Annotated in this window: 18 protein-coding genes; 9 read left to right on the top strand and 9 right to left on the bottom strand. The window is 66.7% G+C overall.

Going from position 1 to position 18,676, the window contains the following annotated elements; genetic code table 11:
* Positions 1-17: 17 nt before the first annotated feature.
* Positions 18-1,460 (bottom strand): CCA tRNA nucleotidyltransferase, encoded by a 1,443-nt coding sequence (locus AC3WLB_RS19465; protein WP_492508832.1) that lies wholly within the window; start codon positions 1,458-1,460, stop codon positions 18-20.
* Positions 1,461-1,576: 116 nt separating this feature from the next.
* On the opposite strand from AC3WLB_RS19465, the gene AC3WLB_RS19460 reads away from it, so the two are divergent.
* The 6 genes from AC3WLB_RS19460 (at position 1,577) to AC3WLB_RS19435 (ending at position 9,327) form a co-directional block, all read left to right on the top strand.
* On the top strand, positions 1,577-3,784 hold the full coding sequence (locus tag AC3WLB_RS19460; RefSeq protein WP_492508830.1) for a DUF6049 family protein: 2,208 nt from the start codon (positions 1,577-1,579) through the stop codon (positions 3,782-3,784).
* Positions 3,777-5,399, top strand: a complete 1,623-nt coding sequence (murJ, locus tag AC3WLB_RS19455) for a murein biosynthesis integral membrane protein MurJ (protein WP_492508828.1) — start codon at positions 3,777-3,779, stop codon at positions 5,397-5,399. The genes AC3WLB_RS19460 and murJ overlap by 8 nt, the downstream gene beginning before the upstream one ends.
* A 136-nt stretch (positions 5,400-5,535) precedes the next feature.
* A complete protein-coding gene (gene trxB / locus AC3WLB_RS19450; RefSeq protein WP_492508826.1) occupies positions 5,536-6,534 on the top strand; it encodes a thioredoxin-disulfide reductase in 999 nt (332 codons plus the stop codon).
* 58 nt (positions 6,535-6,592) lie between these two features.
* A complete protein-coding gene (trxA, locus tag AC3WLB_RS19445; protein ID WP_022895139.1) occupies positions 6,593-6,916 on the top strand; it encodes a thioredoxin in 324 nt (107 codons plus the stop codon).
* 118 nt (positions 6,917-7,034) lie between these two features.
* A complete protein-coding gene (locus AC3WLB_RS19440; RefSeq protein ID WP_492508824.1) occupies positions 7,035-8,354 on the top strand; it encodes an aminotransferase-like domain-containing protein in 1,320 nt (439 codons plus the stop codon).
* A gap of 4 nt (positions 8,355-8,358) precedes the next feature.
* Positions 8,359-9,327: a D-alanine--D-alanine ligase family protein gene (locus tag AC3WLB_RS19435; RefSeq protein ID WP_492508822.1), complete on the top strand. Its 969-nt coding sequence runs from the start codon at positions 8,359-8,361 to the stop codon at positions 9,325-9,327.
* Positions 9,328-9,431: 104 nt separating this feature from the next.
* Here AC3WLB_RS19435 and AC3WLB_RS19430 read toward each other — a convergent pair whose 3' ends face one another.
* The 8 genes from AC3WLB_RS19430 to rpmH form a co-directional block, all read right to left on the bottom strand.
* Positions 9,432-10,385, bottom strand: a complete 954-nt coding sequence (locus AC3WLB_RS19430; protein ID WP_492508820.1) for a ParB/RepB/Spo0J family partition protein — start codon at positions 10,383-10,385, stop codon at positions 9,432-9,434.
* Positions 10,375-11,289, bottom strand: coding sequence for a ParA family protein (locus AC3WLB_RS19425; protein WP_492508818.1), 915 nt, complete (start codon positions 11,287-11,289; stop codon positions 10,375-10,377). The genes AC3WLB_RS19430 and AC3WLB_RS19425 overlap by 11 nt, the downstream gene beginning before the upstream one ends.
* 185 nt (positions 11,290-11,474) lie before the next feature.
* The gene (gene rsmG / locus AC3WLB_RS19420) at positions 11,475-12,116 is read right to left on the bottom strand and encodes a 16S rRNA (guanine(527)-N(7))-methyltransferase RsmG (RefSeq protein ID WP_492508816.1); all 642 of its coding nucleotides are present in this window, start codon (positions 12,114-12,116) and stop codon (positions 11,475-11,477) included.
* A gap of 14 nt (positions 12,117-12,130) precedes the next feature.
* The gene (locus AC3WLB_RS19415; protein WP_492508814.1) at positions 12,131-12,706 is read right to left on the bottom strand and encodes a Jag family protein; all 576 of its coding nucleotides are present in this window, start codon (positions 12,704-12,706) and stop codon (positions 12,131-12,133) included.
* Entirely contained in the window at positions 12,703-13,671 is a 969-nt protein-coding gene (gene yidC / locus AC3WLB_RS19410; RefSeq protein WP_492508812.1) for a membrane protein insertase YidC, read from the bottom strand. The genes AC3WLB_RS19415 and yidC overlap by 4 nt, the downstream gene beginning before the upstream one ends.
* A 9-nt stretch (positions 13,672-13,680) precedes the next feature.
* A complete protein-coding gene (gene yidD, locus AC3WLB_RS19405) occupies positions 13,681-13,989 on the bottom strand; it encodes a membrane protein insertion efficiency factor YidD (protein ID WP_031281021.1) in 309 nt (102 codons plus the stop codon).
* On the bottom strand, positions 13,986-14,324 hold the full coding sequence (gene rnpA / locus AC3WLB_RS19400; RefSeq protein ID WP_022895131.1) for a ribonuclease P protein component: 339 nt from the start codon (positions 14,322-14,324) through the stop codon (positions 13,986-13,988). The genes yidD and rnpA overlap by 4 nt, the downstream gene beginning before the upstream one ends.
* 25 nt (positions 14,325-14,349) lie before the next feature.
* Positions 14,350-14,487: a 50S ribosomal protein L34 gene (rpmH, locus tag AC3WLB_RS19395; RefSeq protein WP_022895130.1), complete on the bottom strand. Its 138-nt coding sequence runs from the start codon at positions 14,485-14,487 to the stop codon at positions 14,350-14,352.
* Between the two features lie 322 nt (positions 14,488-14,809).
* On the opposite strand from rpmH, the gene dnaA reads away from it, so the two are divergent.
* From dnaA to gnd, 3 genes are all read left to right on the top strand, one after another.
* Positions 14,810-16,246, top strand: a complete 1,437-nt coding sequence (dnaA, locus tag AC3WLB_RS19390) for a chromosomal replication initiator protein DnaA (RefSeq protein ID WP_022895129.1) — start codon at positions 14,810-14,812, stop codon at positions 16,244-16,246.
* A 352-nt stretch (positions 16,247-16,598) separates the two neighbouring features.
* Positions 16,599-17,744 (top strand): DNA polymerase III subunit beta, encoded by a 1,146-nt coding sequence (gene dnaN / locus AC3WLB_RS19385; RefSeq protein WP_492508808.1) that lies wholly within the window; start codon positions 16,599-16,601, stop codon positions 17,742-17,744.
* A complete protein-coding gene (gnd, locus tag AC3WLB_RS19380; protein ID WP_492509031.1) occupies positions 17,686-18,648 on the top strand; it encodes a phosphogluconate dehydrogenase (NAD(+)-dependent, decarboxylating) in 963 nt (320 codons plus the stop codon). The genes dnaN and gnd overlap by 59 nt, the downstream gene beginning before the upstream one ends.
* Positions 18,649-18,676: the final 28 nt, after the last annotated feature.

Below are 18,676 nucleotides of genomic sequence, written 5' to 3'. Positions count from 1 at the left end.
CGCCGACATCCGGGCCCTCACGCGGTGCGCGCCGCCCACCAATCCTTCAACCGCGCCGTCGCCTCCTCCTCCGACAGCGGACCCTCGTCGAGCCGCAGCTCGAGCAGGAACGCATAGGCCTCGCCGACGGCGCGCGAGGGCTTGAGGCCCAGGATGGCCATGATCTGCTCCCCGTCGAGATCGGGCCGAACGGATGCGAGCTCCTCCTCGGCCGCGAGCGTCGCGATGCGCTCCTCGAGGTCGTCGTAGGCGAAGGAGAGGCGGTCGGCCTTGCGCCGGTTGCGCGTCGTGACGTCGGCCCGGGTGAGGATGTGCAGGCGCTCGAGCTGATCGCCGGCGTCACGCACGTAGCGCCGCACCGCCGAGTCGGTCCAGGCTCCGTCGGTGTAGCCGAAGAACCGCAGGTGCAACTCGATCAGCCGACCCACCGCCGCCACCGTGTCGTTGTCGAAACGCAGCTCGCGCAGCCGCTTCTTGGCGAGCTTTGCCCCCACCACGTCGTGGTGGTGGAAGCTCACCTGGCCGCCGGGCTCGTTGCGCTTGGTGGCGGGCTTGCCGATGTCGTGCAGCAGTGCCGCCAGCCGCAGCACGAGGTCGGGTGACGCGATGCCGGTGCCGGCCGCGGCGCGCGACTTCTCGAGGTCGATGGCCTGGTCGAGCACCGTGAGGCTGTGCTGGTAGACGTCCTTGTGGTGGTGGTGCTCGTCGATCTCGAGCTGCAGCGCCGGGATCTCGGGGATGATGAGTTCGGCCAGGCCGCTCTCGACCAGCAGCTCGACGCCGGCCCGGGGCGCATCCGTGCGCAGCAGCTTCGACAGTTCGTCGTTCACGCGCTCGATCGAGACGATGCCGATCGACTCCCGCATCTCGGAGATGGCGATGGCGGTGTCGGGCGCGACCGTGAAGCCGAGCTGCGCGCTGAAGCGGATGGCACGGAGCATCCGGAGCGGATCGTCGCCGAACGACACCTCGGGCGCACCGGGGGTGCGCAGCACGCCGGCGATGAGGTCCTCCATGCCGGAGGAGGGGTCGACGAGCACGAGTTCTGGCACGCGCAGCGCCATGGCGTTGACCGTGAAGTCGCGCCGCCGGAGATCGCCCTCGAGCGTGTCGCCGAACTCCACGACGGGCTTGCGCGAGGTGCCGTCGTACCGGTCGGAGCGGTAGGTGGTGATCTCGACCGTCTCACCGTCGATGCGCGCCGCGATCGTGCCGAAGGCGCGCCCCACGTCCCACTGCGCCTGCGAGATCGGCGTGACGAGGGCGAGGATCTGCTCCGGGGTGGCGTCGGTGGTGAAGTCGAGGTCGGTGATCGGCCGGCCGAGGAAGGCGTCGCGCACCGGGCCCCCCACCAGGGCCAGCTCGTGGCCGGCGGCGGTGAAGACCTCGGCGAGCCGCGCGACAGGGCCCTCCGCCGCGAGCTTCCCGAGGAACTCGAGGGATTGCTGAACCGGCTGCACCGGCCCATTTTAGCCGCGCTGCCCGCCGGGCCCGGCCGGTTGCCGGTTCTCCCAGGCCGCGTCTCCTAGAATCGGCAGTACGGATGCGGGCGCCACCAGCGCTCCGACGACTGCCTATGACTTCTTCAGCGCGTCGATTGACTCGAGTTGCGCCCGCGATCGCCGTCAGCGCACTGATCGCCGGTGCACTCTTCGCGACCCCGGCCGCGGCGGCCGGCACCGCGGGCACGACGGTCGCTCCGGCAGCAGCAGGGGCGGCGGCGGATGCGTCCACCGGCACCGTGGCCCTCGCCCTGTCGCCGGCGGGCAACGGCATCCTGACCCCCGGCGCCGACCTGTCGCTCTCGATCGAGATCGCCAACCCCGGGCCCGACACGGTCGCCGAGGGCACGGTCGACGTTCTGCTCGATCGCGCCCCGCTCAGCTCGGCGAGCGCCTACGACACCTGGATCGCGAACCCGCCGACCGATGCCGCACTCGACCTCGACCGCATCGCCACCGCATCCGCGCCCGCCGTGGCCCTCGGCGCCAGCCATACGGTGCAGCTCACCGTGCCCGCCGCCGGGCTCGCGCTCGACGAGTGGGGAAGCTACGGTCTCTCCGCCCGCCTCACCGTCGGCGGCAACGTCGTCGCCGAGACGCACACCAGCATCGTCTGGAACGATCCCGCCTCGGCGGCACCGCCCGCCACCGGAGTCACGGTGATCGCTCCGCTGACGAGCATTGCGAGCACCTCGGGGCTGATCCCGGCGACGTCGCTCGAGACCTTCACGAGCGACACCGGCGTGCTCACCCGGGAGCTGGACGCCGTGGTCGACCGCCCGGTCACCATCGCGGTCGACCCGCGCATCATCGTCTCCATCCGCGCGCTCGGCTCCACGGCGCCGGCGTCGGCGGTGACCTGGCTCGAACGGCTCGATGCCGCCTCGAATCCCATCATCCCGCTCAGTTACGGCGACTCCGACCTCGCCGGAGAGCATCAGGCCGGCGCACCCGAGGTACTGGCGCCCACCTCCTTCGGCTACGCGCTGAACGCCGCGAACTTCACCGATGTGAACGAGCTCATCGAGCCGACCGCCCCCGCCACCGCCTCGCCCCCGCCCACGTCGACCTCCGCCGGCTCGGCAGACGCCACCACGGCAGCGACGGCGACGCCCACGCCGCAACCGACGCCCCCGGCCGCCGCGGTCCCCACGCTCGAGCAGCTGCTCGACTGGGACTACACCAGCACCAGCATCGCCTGGCCCCGCGCGGGCAGCGTGGTGTCGGGCGATCTGCCCTTCTTCGCCCAGTCCGGTCTCACCACCACCATCCTCGACTCGGCACAGCTCACCGCCGCCACGGCCGGCGAGTCGCTCGACAGCGTCGTCGCGGTGGGCGACCAGACCGCGCTGGTCGCCGATCACGTCGTGTCCACGGCGATGCAGGATGCGCTGGCGGCCAACTCGGATGCGCGCCGCGGGCAGGCGCTCGCACGGCTGAGCGGGTCGCTCGCCGTCGCGGCCGAGCGCGGCACCGGTGCGGCCGGCAGCAGCGTTCTCGCCGTGCTCGATCGCACCGCCATGAACCTCACCGATCTCGATCAGGTGCTCGCCGCGCTCGAGTCCCTTCCCTGGGCCCAGACCGCTCCGGTGCAGTCCCTGCTCGCGCGCACCCCCGTGCAGGCCGCCACCATCCTCGATTCGCCGGAGTCCGCCGAGCGGATCGCGCAGATCCAGACCCTGCTCGGCGCGTCGCAGAGCATCGCCTCGTTCTCCTCCATCCTCGCCGACCCGGCGATGCTCACGGGGGAGCAGCGGGCCGACCTCCTCGCCTTGCTCTCGAACAGCTGGGTGCCGAACGAGGGCGGCTGGAACGTCGCCGTGCAGGGCAGTCTCGACGCGATCGGCAAGACCCTCGGCTCGGTGCAGATGATCGACGGGTCGAACATCAACCTGCTCTCGAACCAGGCCCCGCTCCCGGTGACGCTGAGCAACGAGCTGCCCTATCCGGTGACCGTGCTGGTGCACGTCACACCGTCGAACGGGCGTCTGCTCGTGGAGCAGAACGACGTCGAGGTCACGATCGAGGCGTCGTCGCGCAAGGGCGCGCAGATCCCGGTCACGGCGGTGGCGAACGGGGCCGTGACGCTGGGCATCCAGCTCCTCAGCCCCACCGGTGTGCTCATCTCGACGCCCTCACCCGTGGTGGTGAACGTGAGCGCGGAGTGGGAGACCCTCGGCACGGTACTCATCGGAGTGCTCGTCGTCGCGGTGTTCGGGATCGGCATCGTGCGCAACATCCTGCGCCGGCGCAAGCAACGACGAACGGCGGCGGATGAGTAGCGCGACCCCCAGCATCGGCCGATCGAGCGCGCTGCTCGCGTCGGGCACGATCGTGTCGCGTGTCATGGGATTCGTGCGCACGATCATCCTGGCGCAGACCATCGGCGTGGTGGGCAGTGCCAGCGCCGATGCGTTCGCCGTGGCCAACCAATTGCCGAACAACATCTACGCGATCATCGCCGGCGGCACCCTGAGCGCCGTGCTGGTGCCACAGATCGTACGGGCCATGCTCCATCCCGACGGCGGCAAGGGTTACATCAACAAGCTGCTGACCATCACCATGGTGATCCTCGGCGGCACCACGCTGGCAGCGACGCTGCTCGCGCCCGTGCTGGTGACCGTCTCGGCCGCGAGCTGGAGCGGGGAGCAGCGGGCACTGGCCATCGCCTTCGCCTACTGGTGCCTGCCCCAGATCTTCTTCTACGGTCTCTACACCGTGCTCGGCGAGGTGCTGAACGCCAAGAACGTGTTCGGGCCGTTCACCTGGGCGCCGGCGCTCAACAACGCCATCTCCATCATCGGCCTGGTCGTGTTCATGGTGATCTTCGGCGCCGACCCGAACGGCGAGCGGGCGGTCACCGACTGGGGGCCCGACAAGATCGCGCTGCTCGGCGGATTCACCACCCTCGCGGTGGCGGCGCAGGCACTCGTGCTGTTCGTGTCGTGGCGGCGGGTGGGCATCCGCTACCGCCCCGATTTCGCCTGGCGCGGGGTGGGCCTCGGCTCGGCGGGCAAGCTCGCGGGCTGGACCTTCGGCATGCTCCTCGTCACCCAGGCAGCGGGCCTCGTCGAGACGAACGTGGCGGCCCTGGCGTCCGGATCGGATGCATCCGTCGCCACCATCCAGAACGCCTGGCTCATCTTCATGCTCCCGCATTCGCTCGTGACGGTGTCGATCGTCACGGCGTACTTCACCAAGATGTCGGGGCACGCCAACCGGGGTGAGCTGACGCAGCTGCGCTCGGACGTGTCGGCTGCCATCCGCAGCACCGCGCTGTTCATGGTGCTCGCGATGTTCGTGCTCATCATCGTCGCCTACCCCTTCGCGAGCCTGTTCAACCGCAGCTTCGCCAACACGGCGGCGATGGGCGACGTGCTCATCGCGTTCCTGGTGGGGCTGCTGCCCTTCACGGTGCTCTTCGTGGTGCAGCGGGTGTTCTACTCGCTGAGCGACACGCGCACGCCGTTCTTCCTGCAGGTGCTGCAGGCCGTGATCTTCACGGGATTGGCGATCGGATGCGCTTTCCTCCCCGACGCCTGGATCGCGGCCGGCCTGGCGCTCGCCCTGTCGGTGGCCACCGGCATCCAGACCCTCGTGGCGGCCCTCATCATCCGCCGGCGACTCGGCGGCGCCGGTGGTGCGACTGTGCTGCGGAGCTTCGGGCGCTTCGGGCTCGCCGCGGTGCCGGCGTCGGCGGCCGGCATCGCCGTGATGCTCGCCCTCGGCGGGCGGGTGGAAGGCGGCTTCGCGGTCTCGCCGTTCGTGCCGGCGATCGTGTCGATGGCGATCATCGGGGGAGTGATGCTGGTCGTCTACCTCGGCGCGCTCTACCTGCTGCGTTCCCCTGAGCTGCGGGATGCGCTGGCGCCGGTGCGTGCCCGCCTGAAGCGCTAACGCAGCCACTCCTGCCCAGCTGAACACCGGCTGCATCCGCCCGGAACGCCGGAATAGCGGGCGGTTAGGATGTGTTGTACCGGTCAGTGGACGCACTCGGAGTGTGCCCGCTCATCATCCTCAGGAGTGGAACGACATGCGCGAGATCATCATCATCGGGTCGGGGCCTGCGGGCTTCACGGCGGCGATCTACGCCGCGCGGGCCGGGCTGAAGCCCCTGCTGCTCGCGTCCAGCGTCGAGGCCGGCGGTGAGCTCATGAAGACCACGGAGGTCGAGAATTTCCCGGGCTTCCCCGAGGGCATCCAGGGCCCGGAGCTCATGATGAAACTGCAGGAGCAGGCCGAGAAGTTCGGCACCGAGGTCATCCTCGACGACGTGACGAGCGTCGACCTGACCGGCGAGGTCAAGTCGGTCGTCACCGGCTACAGCGGAACCCACGAGGCCCGATCGGTGATCTTCGCCACCGGGTCGGCCTACCGCAAGCTCGGTCTCCCCGACGAGGAGCGTCTCTCCGGCCGTGGCGTGTCGTGGTGTGCCACCTGTGACGGCTTCTTCTTCAAGGCCAAGACCATCGCGGTGGTGGGCGGCGGCGACTCCGCCATGGAGGAAGCGACCTTCCTCACCCGCTTCGCCGAGAAGGTGTACGTCGTGCACCGCAAGGACACCCTGCGCGCCTCGAAGATCATGCAGGAGCGGGCGCTGCAGAACGAGAAGATCGAGTTCGTCTGGAACTCGGAGGTCGTCGCCATCGCGGGCGAGAACGGTGTCGAGTCGCTGAGACTCCGCGACACCGTCACGAAGGCGGAGCGCGACCTCCCGGTGCAGGGCCTGTTCGTGGCCATCGGCAACGACCCGCGCGTGCATCTCGTGCACGGGCAGCTCGAGCTCACGGCAGAGGGCACCATCGCGGTGCAGGGCCGCTCGTCGAAGACCAACCTCCCCGGCGTCTTCGCCGCGGGCGACGTGATCGACCCGCACTACCGTCAGGCGGTCACCGCCGCTGCCTCCGGAACCGTTGCCGCACTCGATGCGGAGCAGTTCCTCGCGGCCCTCGACCAGGTCGAGCACACCTCGCACATCGAACTCGCCGCCGCGGTGGCGGCCGAGGTCGACGACCTCGTGGCCGCCGAGTAGTCGCGGCCCCAACCGACTTCCGGGCATCCGGAATCCGATCCACACGAAAGAAGGAACAATGTCCAACGCCAAGGCAGTGTCTGACGCCAGCTTCGACGCCGACGTCCTGAAGTCCGAGAAGACCATCCTCGTCGACTTCTGGGCCGAGTGGTGCGGCCCGTGTCGCGCCGTGTCGCCCATCCTCGACCAGATCGCCGAGGAGCACGCCGACAAGATCGAGATCGTGAAGCTCAACGTCGACGACAACCCGCAGACCGCCATGAAGTACCAGATCACGTCGATTCCGGCGATGAAGGTGTACCAGGGCGGTGAGGTGGTCAAGACCATCATCGGCGCCAAGCCGAAGGCCGCGCTCGAGGCCGACCTCGCGGCGTTCATCTGATCTGAAGCCTTGCGAACGGCCTTTCGGCCAGTTCGTCCCAAGTGGCCCGCCGCATTCGTGCAGTGGGCCACTTTTGCATGTCATACGATGGAATTTCGGTCTACGTCGGGATGCACGCGTGAGCAATCAGAAACCCCCTTCGACCGCGGGTAACAACCTCGACCCGTGGTACGCCAACTACGCCGAGCGCACGGCCGGCCTCGCCGCCTCTGAGGTGCGCGCCCTGTTCGCCGTGGCGTCCCGACCGGAGGTGGTCTCCCTCGCCGGCGGCATGCCCGCCGTCTCGGCGCTGCCGCAGGAGCTCGTCATCGACTCGATGAACCGGGTGATGCGCGACCAGGGCTCGGTGGCCCTGCAGTACGGCTCGGGGCAGGGCGTGCCTGCGCTGCGCGAACAGATCCTCGATGTGATGGCGATGGAGGGCATCCGCGGGTCGGCTGATGACGTGGTGGTCACCACCGGCTCTCAGCACGCGCTCGAACTGGTGACGAAGCTCTTCATCGACCCGGGCGACGTGGTACTCGCGGAGGGCCCGAGCTACGTGACCGCCATGGTGATCTTCCGGTCGTTCCAGGCCGAGACGCATCACGTGGCGATGGACGAGCACGGCATGATCCCGGAGTCGCTGCGCGAGAACATCGCTCGGCTCAAGGGGCTCGGAAAGACCATCAAGTTCCTGTACACCATTCCCTCGTTCCAGAACCCGGCCGGTGTCACCCTGTCGTGGGAGCGGCGGCTCGAGGTGCTCCAGATCGCCAAGGACAACGGGATCCTCGTCCTCGAGGACAACCCCTATGGTCTGCTGCACTTCGACGCGCCGCCGCCCCCGGCTCTGCGGTCGGTCGAGCAGGATGGCGTGATCTACCTCGGCACGTTCTCGAAGACGCTCGCACCCGGGTTCCGGGTGGGTTGGGCACTGGCCCCGCACGCCATCCGAGAGAAGCTCATCCTCGCGAACGAGGCGGCGGTGCTCTCACCGTCGTCGTTCAGCCAGCTCGTCATCTCCAAGTATCTCGACACGATCGATTGGCGTGCTCAGGTCGACCGCTTCCGCGGTGTCTACCGGGAGCGAAAAGAGGCGATGATCAGCGCTTTAACTGATTATCTCCCCAACCTGGAGTGGACGGACCCAGATGGCGGGTTCTACGTCTGGCTGACCTTGCCGCCTTACCTCGACTCCAAGCAGATGCTGCCTCGCGCCGTCAAGGAGCTCGTCGCGTACACGCCCGGCACGGCGTTCTATGCCGACGGCGGTGGCCGCAACAACATCCGCCTCTCGTTCTGTTACCCCACGCCCGAGTCGATCCGGGTCGGGATCCGGCGGCTTCAGAACGTCATCAACGGAGAGCTCGACCTGCTCGAGACATTCTCTGCCACCGGCCCCCTCGAGACCGTTCGTGACCGCAACTTCTCCGCGCCACCGCCCAACCTGGATTGAGATCATGACCGATTCCGTCACTCCTCGCACCGTCGTCGTCCTCGCCGGTGGCATCTCCCACGAACGCGACGTCTCGCTCCGCTCGGGCCGCCGCGTTGCCGACAGTCTTGCCGAGCGCGGGCACACGGTCATCCTCCGGGATCCGGATGCGACGCTGCTGTCCTATCTCGACGAGACGCGACCCGACGTGGTCTGGCCGGCGCTGCACGGCGCCAGTGGCGAAGACGGCGCGCTCCGCGCGCTGCTCGACGTGCTGCGGATCCCCTACGTCGGCGCTCAGGCGACGGCAGCCCGCCTTGCCTGGCAGAAGCCGACGGCAAAGGTGTTGGTCGAACGCGCCGGCTTCGCGACGCCGCGGTGGCTCACGTTGCCCCGTGACACGTTCCGCGAGCTCGGTGCCACCCAGGTGCTCGACCTGGTGTCGCGCTCGCTCGGCTCAGACCTGGTCGTGAAGCCGGCGATGGGCGGATCCGCGCTCGGGGTCGGCGTCATCGCCTCCGCCGATGACCTGCCACGCGCCGTCGTCGACGCATACACCTACGGCGAGGTAGCACTGATCGAGCAGCGCGCCCGGGGGGTCGAGGTGTCGATCGGGATCATCGACCTCGGCGACGGTGCGTTCGCGCTCCCGCCAGTGGAGATCGAACCACGCTCGGGCGTGTACAGCTTCGAGGCGCGCTACAACGCGGGGGAGACGAGCTTCTTCGTACCGGCTCGTCTCGACGACGACACGATCGCGGCCGCCAGTGCCGCCGCCCTGGCCATCCACGAGACACTCGGCCTCCGTCACATCTCGCGCATCGACCTCATCATCGACGAATCGGGTGTGCCGTGGTTCCTGGAGGCCAACGTGCTCCCCGGTCTCACCGAGACCTCCACCGTGCCGCAGGGCATTCTCGCCGCCGGGTTCTCACTCGGTTCGGTCTACGAGAAGCTCAGCGAGGTGGCGATCAGCGGCGCTGCGTCCGCCTGACGCGTCGGGTGAATGTTTCACGTGAAACGGCGGCCGCGGTGCGGCGACGCTGCTGACTGGTCTGCGTTCATCGTCGTGGGACACAGCCTCCGGAAGAACTCCGTCTAGCGCCCGTAGCCCTCTTCGCCGAGCTCTCCGAGAATCCGGTTGAGGTCTTCGATGGTCGCGAAGTCGATCACAATCTGGCCCTTTGTACGGCCGAGGCTCACGCGCACTCGCGTGTTGAGCCGGTCACCCAGCCGCTCGCCGATCTCATCGAGATGCCCCCGCTTCGTCCCTGCGGTGGTCTTCGCCCGGGACTGCTTGGGCGCCTCTGAAGCGAGTGCCTCAGCGGCGCGCACCGAGAGGTCTTCGTTCACGATCTTGTCGGCCAGGCGGGTCATCGCCTCGACGTCGCCCACTGCGAGCACCGCGCGGGCGTGTCCCGCACTCAGAACACCGGAGGCGACTCGGTTCTGCACCGCCGGGGGGAGACGCAGGAGGCGGAGCGTGTTGGTGATCTGCGGGCGCGAGCGTCCGATCCGCTCGGCGAGCTGCTCCTGCGTGATGCCGAAGTCGTCGAGCAACTGCTGGTAGGCGGATGCCTCTTCCAGCGGGTTGAGCTGTGATCGGTGCAGGTTCTCCAGCAGCGCGTCGCGCAGCATGTCTTCGTCAGCCGTGTCCTTGACCACGGCCGGAATGGTGTCGAGTCCAGCCTCCTTGGTGGCGCGGAGTCGGCGCTCACCCATGACGAGCTCGTACTGCTGCTCGGCACCCTCAGCCCGCGGAAGCTCGCGGACGACGATGGGCTGGAGCACCCCGATCTCGCGGATGGAATGCACGAGTTCAGCGAGATCCTGCGGGTCGAAAACGCTTCTCGGCTGCTTCGCGTTGGGGACAATGCTGTTCGGGTCGAGCTGCGCTAGACGCGCTCCGGGCACGGCCACCAATTCGGGGCCCGCTGACTGCGGTGCGTCGAAGAACACGTCAACCGGGCGCGCACCTTCGGGGCGGGGTTCGTCGGTCGGAATCAGGGCGCCGATGCCCCGGCCGAGGCCGGCCCTCTTCTTAGTTGCCACGATGCGGCGCTCCTCTCTCTGCGATTTCGGCGGCAGCCTCCAAGTAGGAGACGGAGCCGGGTGACCCGGGGTCGAAACTGATGACGGTCTGACCGTAACTCGGCGCCTCGGAGATCCGCACCGAGCGCGGGATCACGGCCTTCAAGGTCTCGGCTGGAAAGTGGGCACGAACATCCTCCGCCACCTGGAACGCCAGGCGGGTGCGCCCGTCGTACATGGTGAGGACAATCGTGGAGACGGCGAGAGTCGGGTTGAGGTGCCGTTCGATCAAGCTGATGTTGTTGAGCAGCTGGCTCAGACCCTCCAGTGCGTAGTATTCGCACTGGATCGGGATGAGTACCTCCCGCGCTGCGACGAAGGCATTGATGGTGAGCAAGCCGAGCGATGGTGGGCAGTCGATGAAGACGTAGTGGAACGGCGTGCCGGATTCGGTCTGTGCGGCGAGGTATCGATCCAAGCTCCCGCGCAGCCGCTGCTCGCGCGCCACCATCGGCACCAGCTCGATCTCTGCTCCCGCGAGATGAATCGTGGCCGGGAGGCAGAAAAGGTTTGCTGACTCCGGGCTCTGCTGAATCACATCAGCCATTGCCTCGTCGTGGATGAGCACGTCGTACACGCTCGGCTTGTCGCCCCGGTGCTCGACGCCGAGTGCCGTCGATGCATTTCCCTGAGGGTCGAGGTCGATCACCAGCACCCGAGCACCCTCGCGAGCAAACGCTGCGGCGAGGTTGACTGTCGTCGTCGTCTTCCCGACGCCGCCCTTCTGGTTCGCGACCGTCAGAACACGGGGGGACTGGGGGAGGGGGAACTCGCGCATCGCCAGTTGCCGCTTTCGTTGGGAGAGGTCGGCGAGCTCACGAGCCAGCGGCGTCGACGCATCGAAGGCGGTTGCATCACTGGTCATTCACACAATCCTGACGGTATGTTTCACGTGAAACATCGGTGGGCAGAGCGCCCGAACGTACTCTTCGATGTTACCGAAGTCGACTGACACTAGGGGAGGGGCGCCGTCGGTCACGAGCGTGCGACCCCCGCGCGCAGCCCGGGGCGTTGTCCAGACGCCTCGCCGCCCCGCGATGAGCTGCGGCGTCATGGCACCCGCGCACGGATGACGCGAGTGGTCTCCACCCCAAGCGACTCGCCCAGCTCCACCACCTCGACGTCGGAGAGCTTGTACTTACGAACCGCCTTCTCGGCGGCCGCGATCTCGCCGATCGCTCCTGCGCCTTTCATCAACACCATCTCGCCGCCCGGGCGGAGAAGTGGAACGCACATCGGGATCAATTTACTGAATGCGCTGACCGCACGTGCCGTCACTTGATCGAGGGGGGAGGGCAGACGGGCTTCCTCCGCGCGAGCACGAAGGACGGTGACGTTGCTCAATCCGAGCAGGTCCACCTGCTCCTCCAACCACGCCACTCTGCGTTCCATCGGCTCGATGAGAACGAACTCCACGTCGGGGCGCGCGATGGCCAGCACGATGCCGGGCAACCCTGCGCCGCTTCCGATGTCACCGACCCGCCCGGGCCGCAGAAGAGGCGAGACGATACCGGAGTTGATCACGTGCCGGCTCCACAGCCGAGGTAGCTCGAGAGGTCCGATCAGGCCGAGCTCTTCACCACGACGTGCTAGGTCCGCCGTATAGCGGCGCGCCAGCTCGACTCGATCGCCGAACACCGCCGCAGCCACGGCCGGTTCGGGCTCGACGGGGGCATCCTGCTCGGGTGTCACTGTTTCACGTGAAACTATGCGCGGCGAACGACGGTGTGACGGTCGCGGCCCTCACCCTCGGACTCCGAGGAGAAGCCGCGCGCGGCCACGATGTCGTGCACGAGCTTGCGCTCGTAGGACGACATCGGCTCGAGGTGGGCCGCGTCAGAGCCGGCGTCGAGCCTTGCGACTGCGGCGTCGACCAAACGCTCCAGCTCGCGCTGGCGCTGCTCCCGGCTGCCACCGACATCCAGGATCAGGCGCGAGAACTCACCGGTCTTCGTCTGCACGGCAAGCCGGGTGAGCTCCTGCAACGCCGCGACGGTCTCGGTGCGCGAGAGCACACGGAGGTTGCTGTCTCCCGATGCGTTCACCGAGATGTACGCCCGACCGTCGGTGACCTCGATGTCGATGTCGCCATCGAGGTCGCAGATGTCGAGCAACTCCTCGATGTAGTCAGCGGCTACATCACCCTCGTCGTCCAGGCGTGAGGTGCCGGCATCCGCCGCCTCAGGACCCGCCACGTCGACGCTGACGTCCTCGTGGGCCGCCAGCGTCTCGTCGATGTCGGGGGCGGTGCTGCTGTCGGTGGTCTCGGTCACGTCACTCATTTCTTGTCCCCTTGCTTCTTCGCGCGGTTCTTGCTCACCGGCTGCTGTCGCTGCGTCGTCTTGGGCGGCTCGGGAATCGATTCGATCTCCGGAGCGCCCTTCGTCGGCTCGAGCTTGCCCTTCTTCGCCAGTCGCGCCTCACGGGCCTTCGCCGCCTCACTACCCGGCGTGGGCATGTTGCGGATGACCAGGAACTGCTGACCCATGGTCCACAGGTTCGAGGTGAGCCAGTAGAACATGACACCGAGCGGGAACGCCACACCCGAGAACACGAACACCAGCGGCAGGATGTAGAGCAGAATGCGCTGCTGCTTGAACATCGGGCTGTTCTTGGCTTCGGGGGACTGGTTCTTCGCCATGATCTGCAGCTGGGTGTAGAACTGCGAAGCGGTCATCAGCACGACCATCAGACCGGCGATCACCATGACCTGCCACGGCCCGCCGGCATTCCAGGCGCCGATGAAGGTGTCGTGCAGCGGAGCGACTCCGAAGAGCGTCGCATCGCCGAACTGCTTGCCGAGCTCCGAGTTCAGCGGACCGACGCCGGCGAGCCCCTTCTGGGCGTTGTTGAGCACCGAGAACAAGCTGAAGAAGATCGGCATCTGCAGAAGCAACGGCAGACACGACGCGAGCGGATTCGTGCCGGTGCGACGGTAGAGCTCCATCGTCTCGCGCGACATGGCCTCGCGCGAGAACTGGTCCTTCTTCCCCTTGTACTTGTCCTGGATCTTCTTCAGCTGCGGGGCGACCTCGAGCATCTTGCGTTGACTCTTGATCTGCCGCACGAAGATCGGGATCAGCGCGGCACGCACCACCAGCACGAGGCCCACGATCGACAGCACCCAGGTGAGACCCGCCGCCGGGTCGAGCCCGATAGCGGTCCAGAGCCAGTGCCAGGCGACCAGGATGAGCTCCACGACCCATTTGATGGGCCAGAGGATGGTATCGAGAAACGGGATTTCCATGGTGTGGGGTTAGCCCTTTCCGTGGCTAGCTACGACGAAACCGAACGGCGTCAGCCGATATCTCTGGCGGCGGACCGGCGGCACGTCATCGACGCCGCCTTTGGCCCAGGGGTGGCAGCGCACGATGCGGTAGAGACCGAGCGCCGATCCGACGATGACGCCACGCTGCTGGATGGCCTGGAGGGTGTAGGCGGAACACGACGGGTAGTAGCGGCACACGTCGCCGTAGAGCGGCGAGATCACCGCACGGTAACCCCGGAGCACCAGCACCGCGAGATTGCGGGGGAGCAGCACGATCGCAGTCACGACCGACATCATGCGAGTACTGATCCTTTGGTGAGTGAGCGTGACAGTTCTTCGAAGAGTACGCGGTAAGGCTGGGACCCAGCTTGGGGGAGCGCCCGCACCACCACGTCGTAGCCCGGAGCCAGCTGGGGCAGCAACGCGTAGCTCGCCGCCTTCAGACGGCGGCGCACCCGATTCCGAACGACCGCGACACCGACGGATTTCGCCACGATGAACCCGAAACGCGCATCCGACGAATCGGATGCGCGAATGTAGGTGACCGTGTTGGCGCCGACGAACTTCGAACCACCGCGCACGGTGGCGCGGTACTCGCGACCGTGGGTGATGCGATTCGCTCGGGCCAGCACCGCGGAGATCTCCGTCGGGCGGAGATCAGGCGGAGAGCTCGGTGCGGCCCTTGCGGCGGCGCGCCGACAGGATGGCGCGGCCCGCACGGGTGCGCATGCGCAGTCGGAAGCCGTGCACCTTGGCCCGGCGGCGGTTGTTCGGCTGGAAGGTTCGCTTGCTCATAATGTTCTCCGTGGTTCGGCAGGCACCCGCATGGAACGACCGCCGTGAAGTGAAGGGTGTGGGAATCCACAAGTCAACTGATTAAAACTACGGTCTTAATCGGCTCCGGTCAAACCGAATACGCTCAAAAGATCAAGTATCCACAGACTGTGGACAACATCTGTGAATGACACGCGTACAGTCAATACAGCGAACTTGCCCTGCGCCATGGCAGTCACTAGCTTAGGTGCCTACAGTTACTAACAGGCCGGCGGGGGCGCAGACACGGCAGACGGTCGAGCGAGTGAGTTCGGCACGCAATTCACGTTCGACAGGAGTTCCATTGGCTGAGGGTGCCGGTTCGACGGAGGACAACTGGCGGTCGGTCCTCCAGGTGCTCGCCACTGATGAGCGCATCACCCCGCAGCTGAAAGGCTTCCTCGGTCTGGTGGTACCGAAGGGCATCCTGGGCGGCTCCTTCTATCTCGAAGTGCCCAACGACTTCACGCGCGACATGCTCGAGCAGCGCGTTCGCCCGTCCCTGCTCACCGCCCTCGGCACGCTCGACCCCGAGCTCGACGTCAACAGCTTCTCGGTGGTCGTCAACCCTGACATCGACGGCTACACCACCAGCACGGTGACCGACCCCGTCATGCCGGTCACCGTCGCCGATTCCGCGTACGTCGAATCGGTCGCGCCGCCCGTGCAGGAGACGGTGGGCCCGCTCCGCAACAACGACACGCGCTTGAACCCCAAGTACAGCTTCGACAACTTCGTCATCGGCGGCTCGAACCGCTTCGCCCACGCGGCCGCCGTGGCCGTCGCCGAAGCACCGGCCAAGGCGTACAACCCGCTCTTCATCTACGGCGACTCGGGTCTCGGCAAGACCCACCTCCTGCACGCCATCGGCCACTACGCCATCTCCCTCTATCCCGGGGTGCGCGTGCGCTATGTGAGCTCCGAGGAGTTCACCAATGACTTCATCAACTCGATCGCGAACAACCGCGGCGCCGCCTTCCACTCCCGCTACCGCGACATCGACCTCCTCCTGATCGACGACATCCAGTTCCTCCAGGGCAAGGCGGAGACCCAGGAGGCGTTCTTCCACACCTTCAACACCCTGCACGACCACAACAAGCAGGTCGTCATCACCTCCGATCTGCCGCCGAAGCACCTCACCGGCTTCGAAGATCGGATGCGCACCCGCTTCGAGTGGGGACTCATCACCGATGTGCAGACCCCTGACCTCGAGACGCGCATCGCGATCCTGCGTAAGAAGGCGCAGAGCGAGCGCTTGCGGGTGCCGGACGACATCCTCGAGTTCATGGCTTCGAAAGTGTCGAGCAACGTGCGCGAACTCGAGGGCACGCTCATCCGCGTCACCGCCTTCGCCAGCCTCAACCGCACGCCGGTCGACATGACCCTCGTGCAGACCGTGCTGAAAGACCTCATCACGCTCGACGACGACAACGTCATCGCGCCGGTCGACATCATCAATCACACCGCCGAGTACTTCAAGCTCTCGGTCGACGACCTCTACGGCTCGAGCCGATCACAGGCGATCGCCACCGCGCGCCAGATCGCCATGTACCTCTGCCGGGAGATGACGAGCCTGTCGCTGCCCAAGATCGGCCAGCTCTTCGGCGGGCGCGACCACACCACGGTGATGTACGCCAACAACAAGATCGGCAAGCTCATGACCGAGAAGCGGTCGATCTACAACCAGGTCACCGAGATCTCGAACCGCATCAAGCACAATCAGCGCTACAAGGGCGCCTGAGCGGCCCCTGGCAGGGTTGTCCACAGATTGTGAAGAAGTTGTGGAAAACGCGCCCCGAGGTGTTGATCAGTCACCCGCGGATGTGGACTCGTTCATGAAGCGTTCATCGCGCATCCTCCTGCTTCAACACCCGTTTCACACCGGATCAACAAGTCACACGCGTGTAGTTCGGCGAGGTTGGGCGGTTTAGACAGAGTTATCCACATATCCCCAGCCGTTAAGACCATTAAGAAATCTTCTTTAATCACAGAACACCCGACAACCTTGTGCGGAAACTGCTCCACCTGTGCGGACCCCTGCACCCGATAACATGGAGCGACCCCAGGTCAGTCAAGTCGACAGAGGTGACTTCGTGAAGTTCCAAGTAAACCGAGACGTCTTCAGCGAAGCCGTGTCGTTCGCGGTGAAGCTGCTGCCGCAGCGCACCACCCTGCCGATCCTCTCCGGAGTGCTGATCGAAGCGACGGATGAGGGGCTCACCCTCTCGTCGTTCGACTACGAGGTCTCGGCGCAGACCCAGATCGCCGCCGATGTCGAAGAGCCCGGTGTGGTGCTCGTCTCCGGCCGGCTGCTCTCGGACATCGCGAACCGGCTGCCCAACGCACCGGTCACCTTCTCCACCGAAGACTCCCGCATCGTCGTCAGTTGCGGCTCGGCGCGGTTCACGCTGCTCAGCATGCCGGTGGAGGAGTACCCGACGCTGCCGCAGGTCGGTGCCGAGTCGGGCCTGCTCCCGGCCGACCAATTCGCCGCTGCGGTGTCGCAGGTGGCCGTCGCGGCGTCTCGCGACGACGTGACGCCTGTGATCACCGGGGTTCAGCTGGAGGTGACCGAGAACAGCATCTCCCTCGTGGCCACCGACCGGTACCGCGTCGCCGTGCGCAACATCGATTGGGACTCCAACGACTCCGGCACCGAGTCGGCCTCGGCGCTCGTACCCGCCCGCACCCTGCAGGAGGTCGGCAAGACCTTCGGTAACGCCGGCACGATCTCCGTCGCCATCACGAACAGCGACGACCGTGAGCTCATAGCGTTCAAGGCCGACAAGAAGACGGTGACGACCCTGCTCATCAAGGGGAACTTCCCGCCGGTGAAGCGGCTGTTCCCGGAGAGCGTCGACAACTACGCGGTGATCAACACCGCCGACCTCATCGAGGCGACCAAGCGCGTGAGTCTGGTGCTGGAGCGAGAAGCGGCGCTGCGCTTCACGTTCACGATCGACGGCGTGACCCTCGAGGCCATCGGCTCCGAGCAGGCGCAGGCATCGGAGTCGATCGACGCGCTGCTCACCGGCCAAGACACCGTGGTGTCGTTGAAGCCGCAATTCCTGCTCGATGGCCTCGGTGCCGTGCACTCGGAGTTCGTGCGGATCTCGTTCACGAAGACCGACAACCCCAACAAGCCCGGCCCGGTTCTCATCACGAGCCAGTCGTCGAAGGATCAGCCGGGATCCGACGACTACAAGTACCTGCTGCAGCCCAACCTGCTGCTGCGCTAGTCGACAAGGAGCTGGAATGAACATCGGTCTCATCGGTCTCGGCAAGATGGGCAACAACATGCGTGCCCGCCTGAAGAACGCGGGCATCGAGGTGGTCGGGTACGACACGAACCCCGCCGTCAGCGATGTCGCCGACCTCGCTGCCCTCGCCGCCGCGTTGCCCGCCCCGCGCATCGTCTGGGTGATGGTGCCGGCCGGCGCGATCACCGACGGCGTCATCCACGACTTGGCCGATGTGCTCGATGAGGGCGACCTCATCATCGACGGCGGCAACTCGAAGTGGACCGAAGACTTCAAGCACTCCGAGTTCCTGGCCCCCAAGGGCATCCAGTTCATGGATGCGGGTGTCTCCGGTGGCGTCTGGGGCCTCGAGAACGGCTACGGCCTGATGGTGGGCGGCACGGCCGAGAACGTCGAGCGCGCCATGCCGATCTTCGACGCGCTCCGCCCCGAGGGCCCGCGTGACGAGGGCTTCGTGCACGTCGGCGAGGTCGGCGCCGGCCACTACGCCAAGATGGTGCACAACGGCATCGAGTACGGCATCATGCAGGCCTACGCCGAGGGCTACGAGCTGCTCGACACCAAGAAAGACATCATCAAAGACGTCACGGGCACCTTCAAGGCCTGGCAGCGCGGCACCGTCGTGCGTTCCTGGCTGCTCGAGCTCCTGGTGCGCGCCCTCGAGGCCGACCCTGAGTTCCACGACATCGCCGGCTACGTCGACGACTCGGGCGAGGGTCGCTGGACACTGGAGGAGGCGATCGAGAACGCCGTGCCGATGCCGGCAATCAGCGCCTCGATTTTCGCGCGCTTCGTCTCGCGCCAGGAGGACTCGCCCTCGATGAAGGCGGTGGCGGCCCTCCGCAACCAGTTCGGCGGGCACGCCGTGAAAGAGCTCGACTGACCCTGCGGGGCTCGTCGGGTTCGTGGGT

It is taken from the genome of Herbiconiux sp. FW305-C-125 (assembly GCF_058783455.1).
Note: the sequence above shows the minus strand (reverse complement) of the source record. Positions and strands in the feature narration are given on the sequence as shown.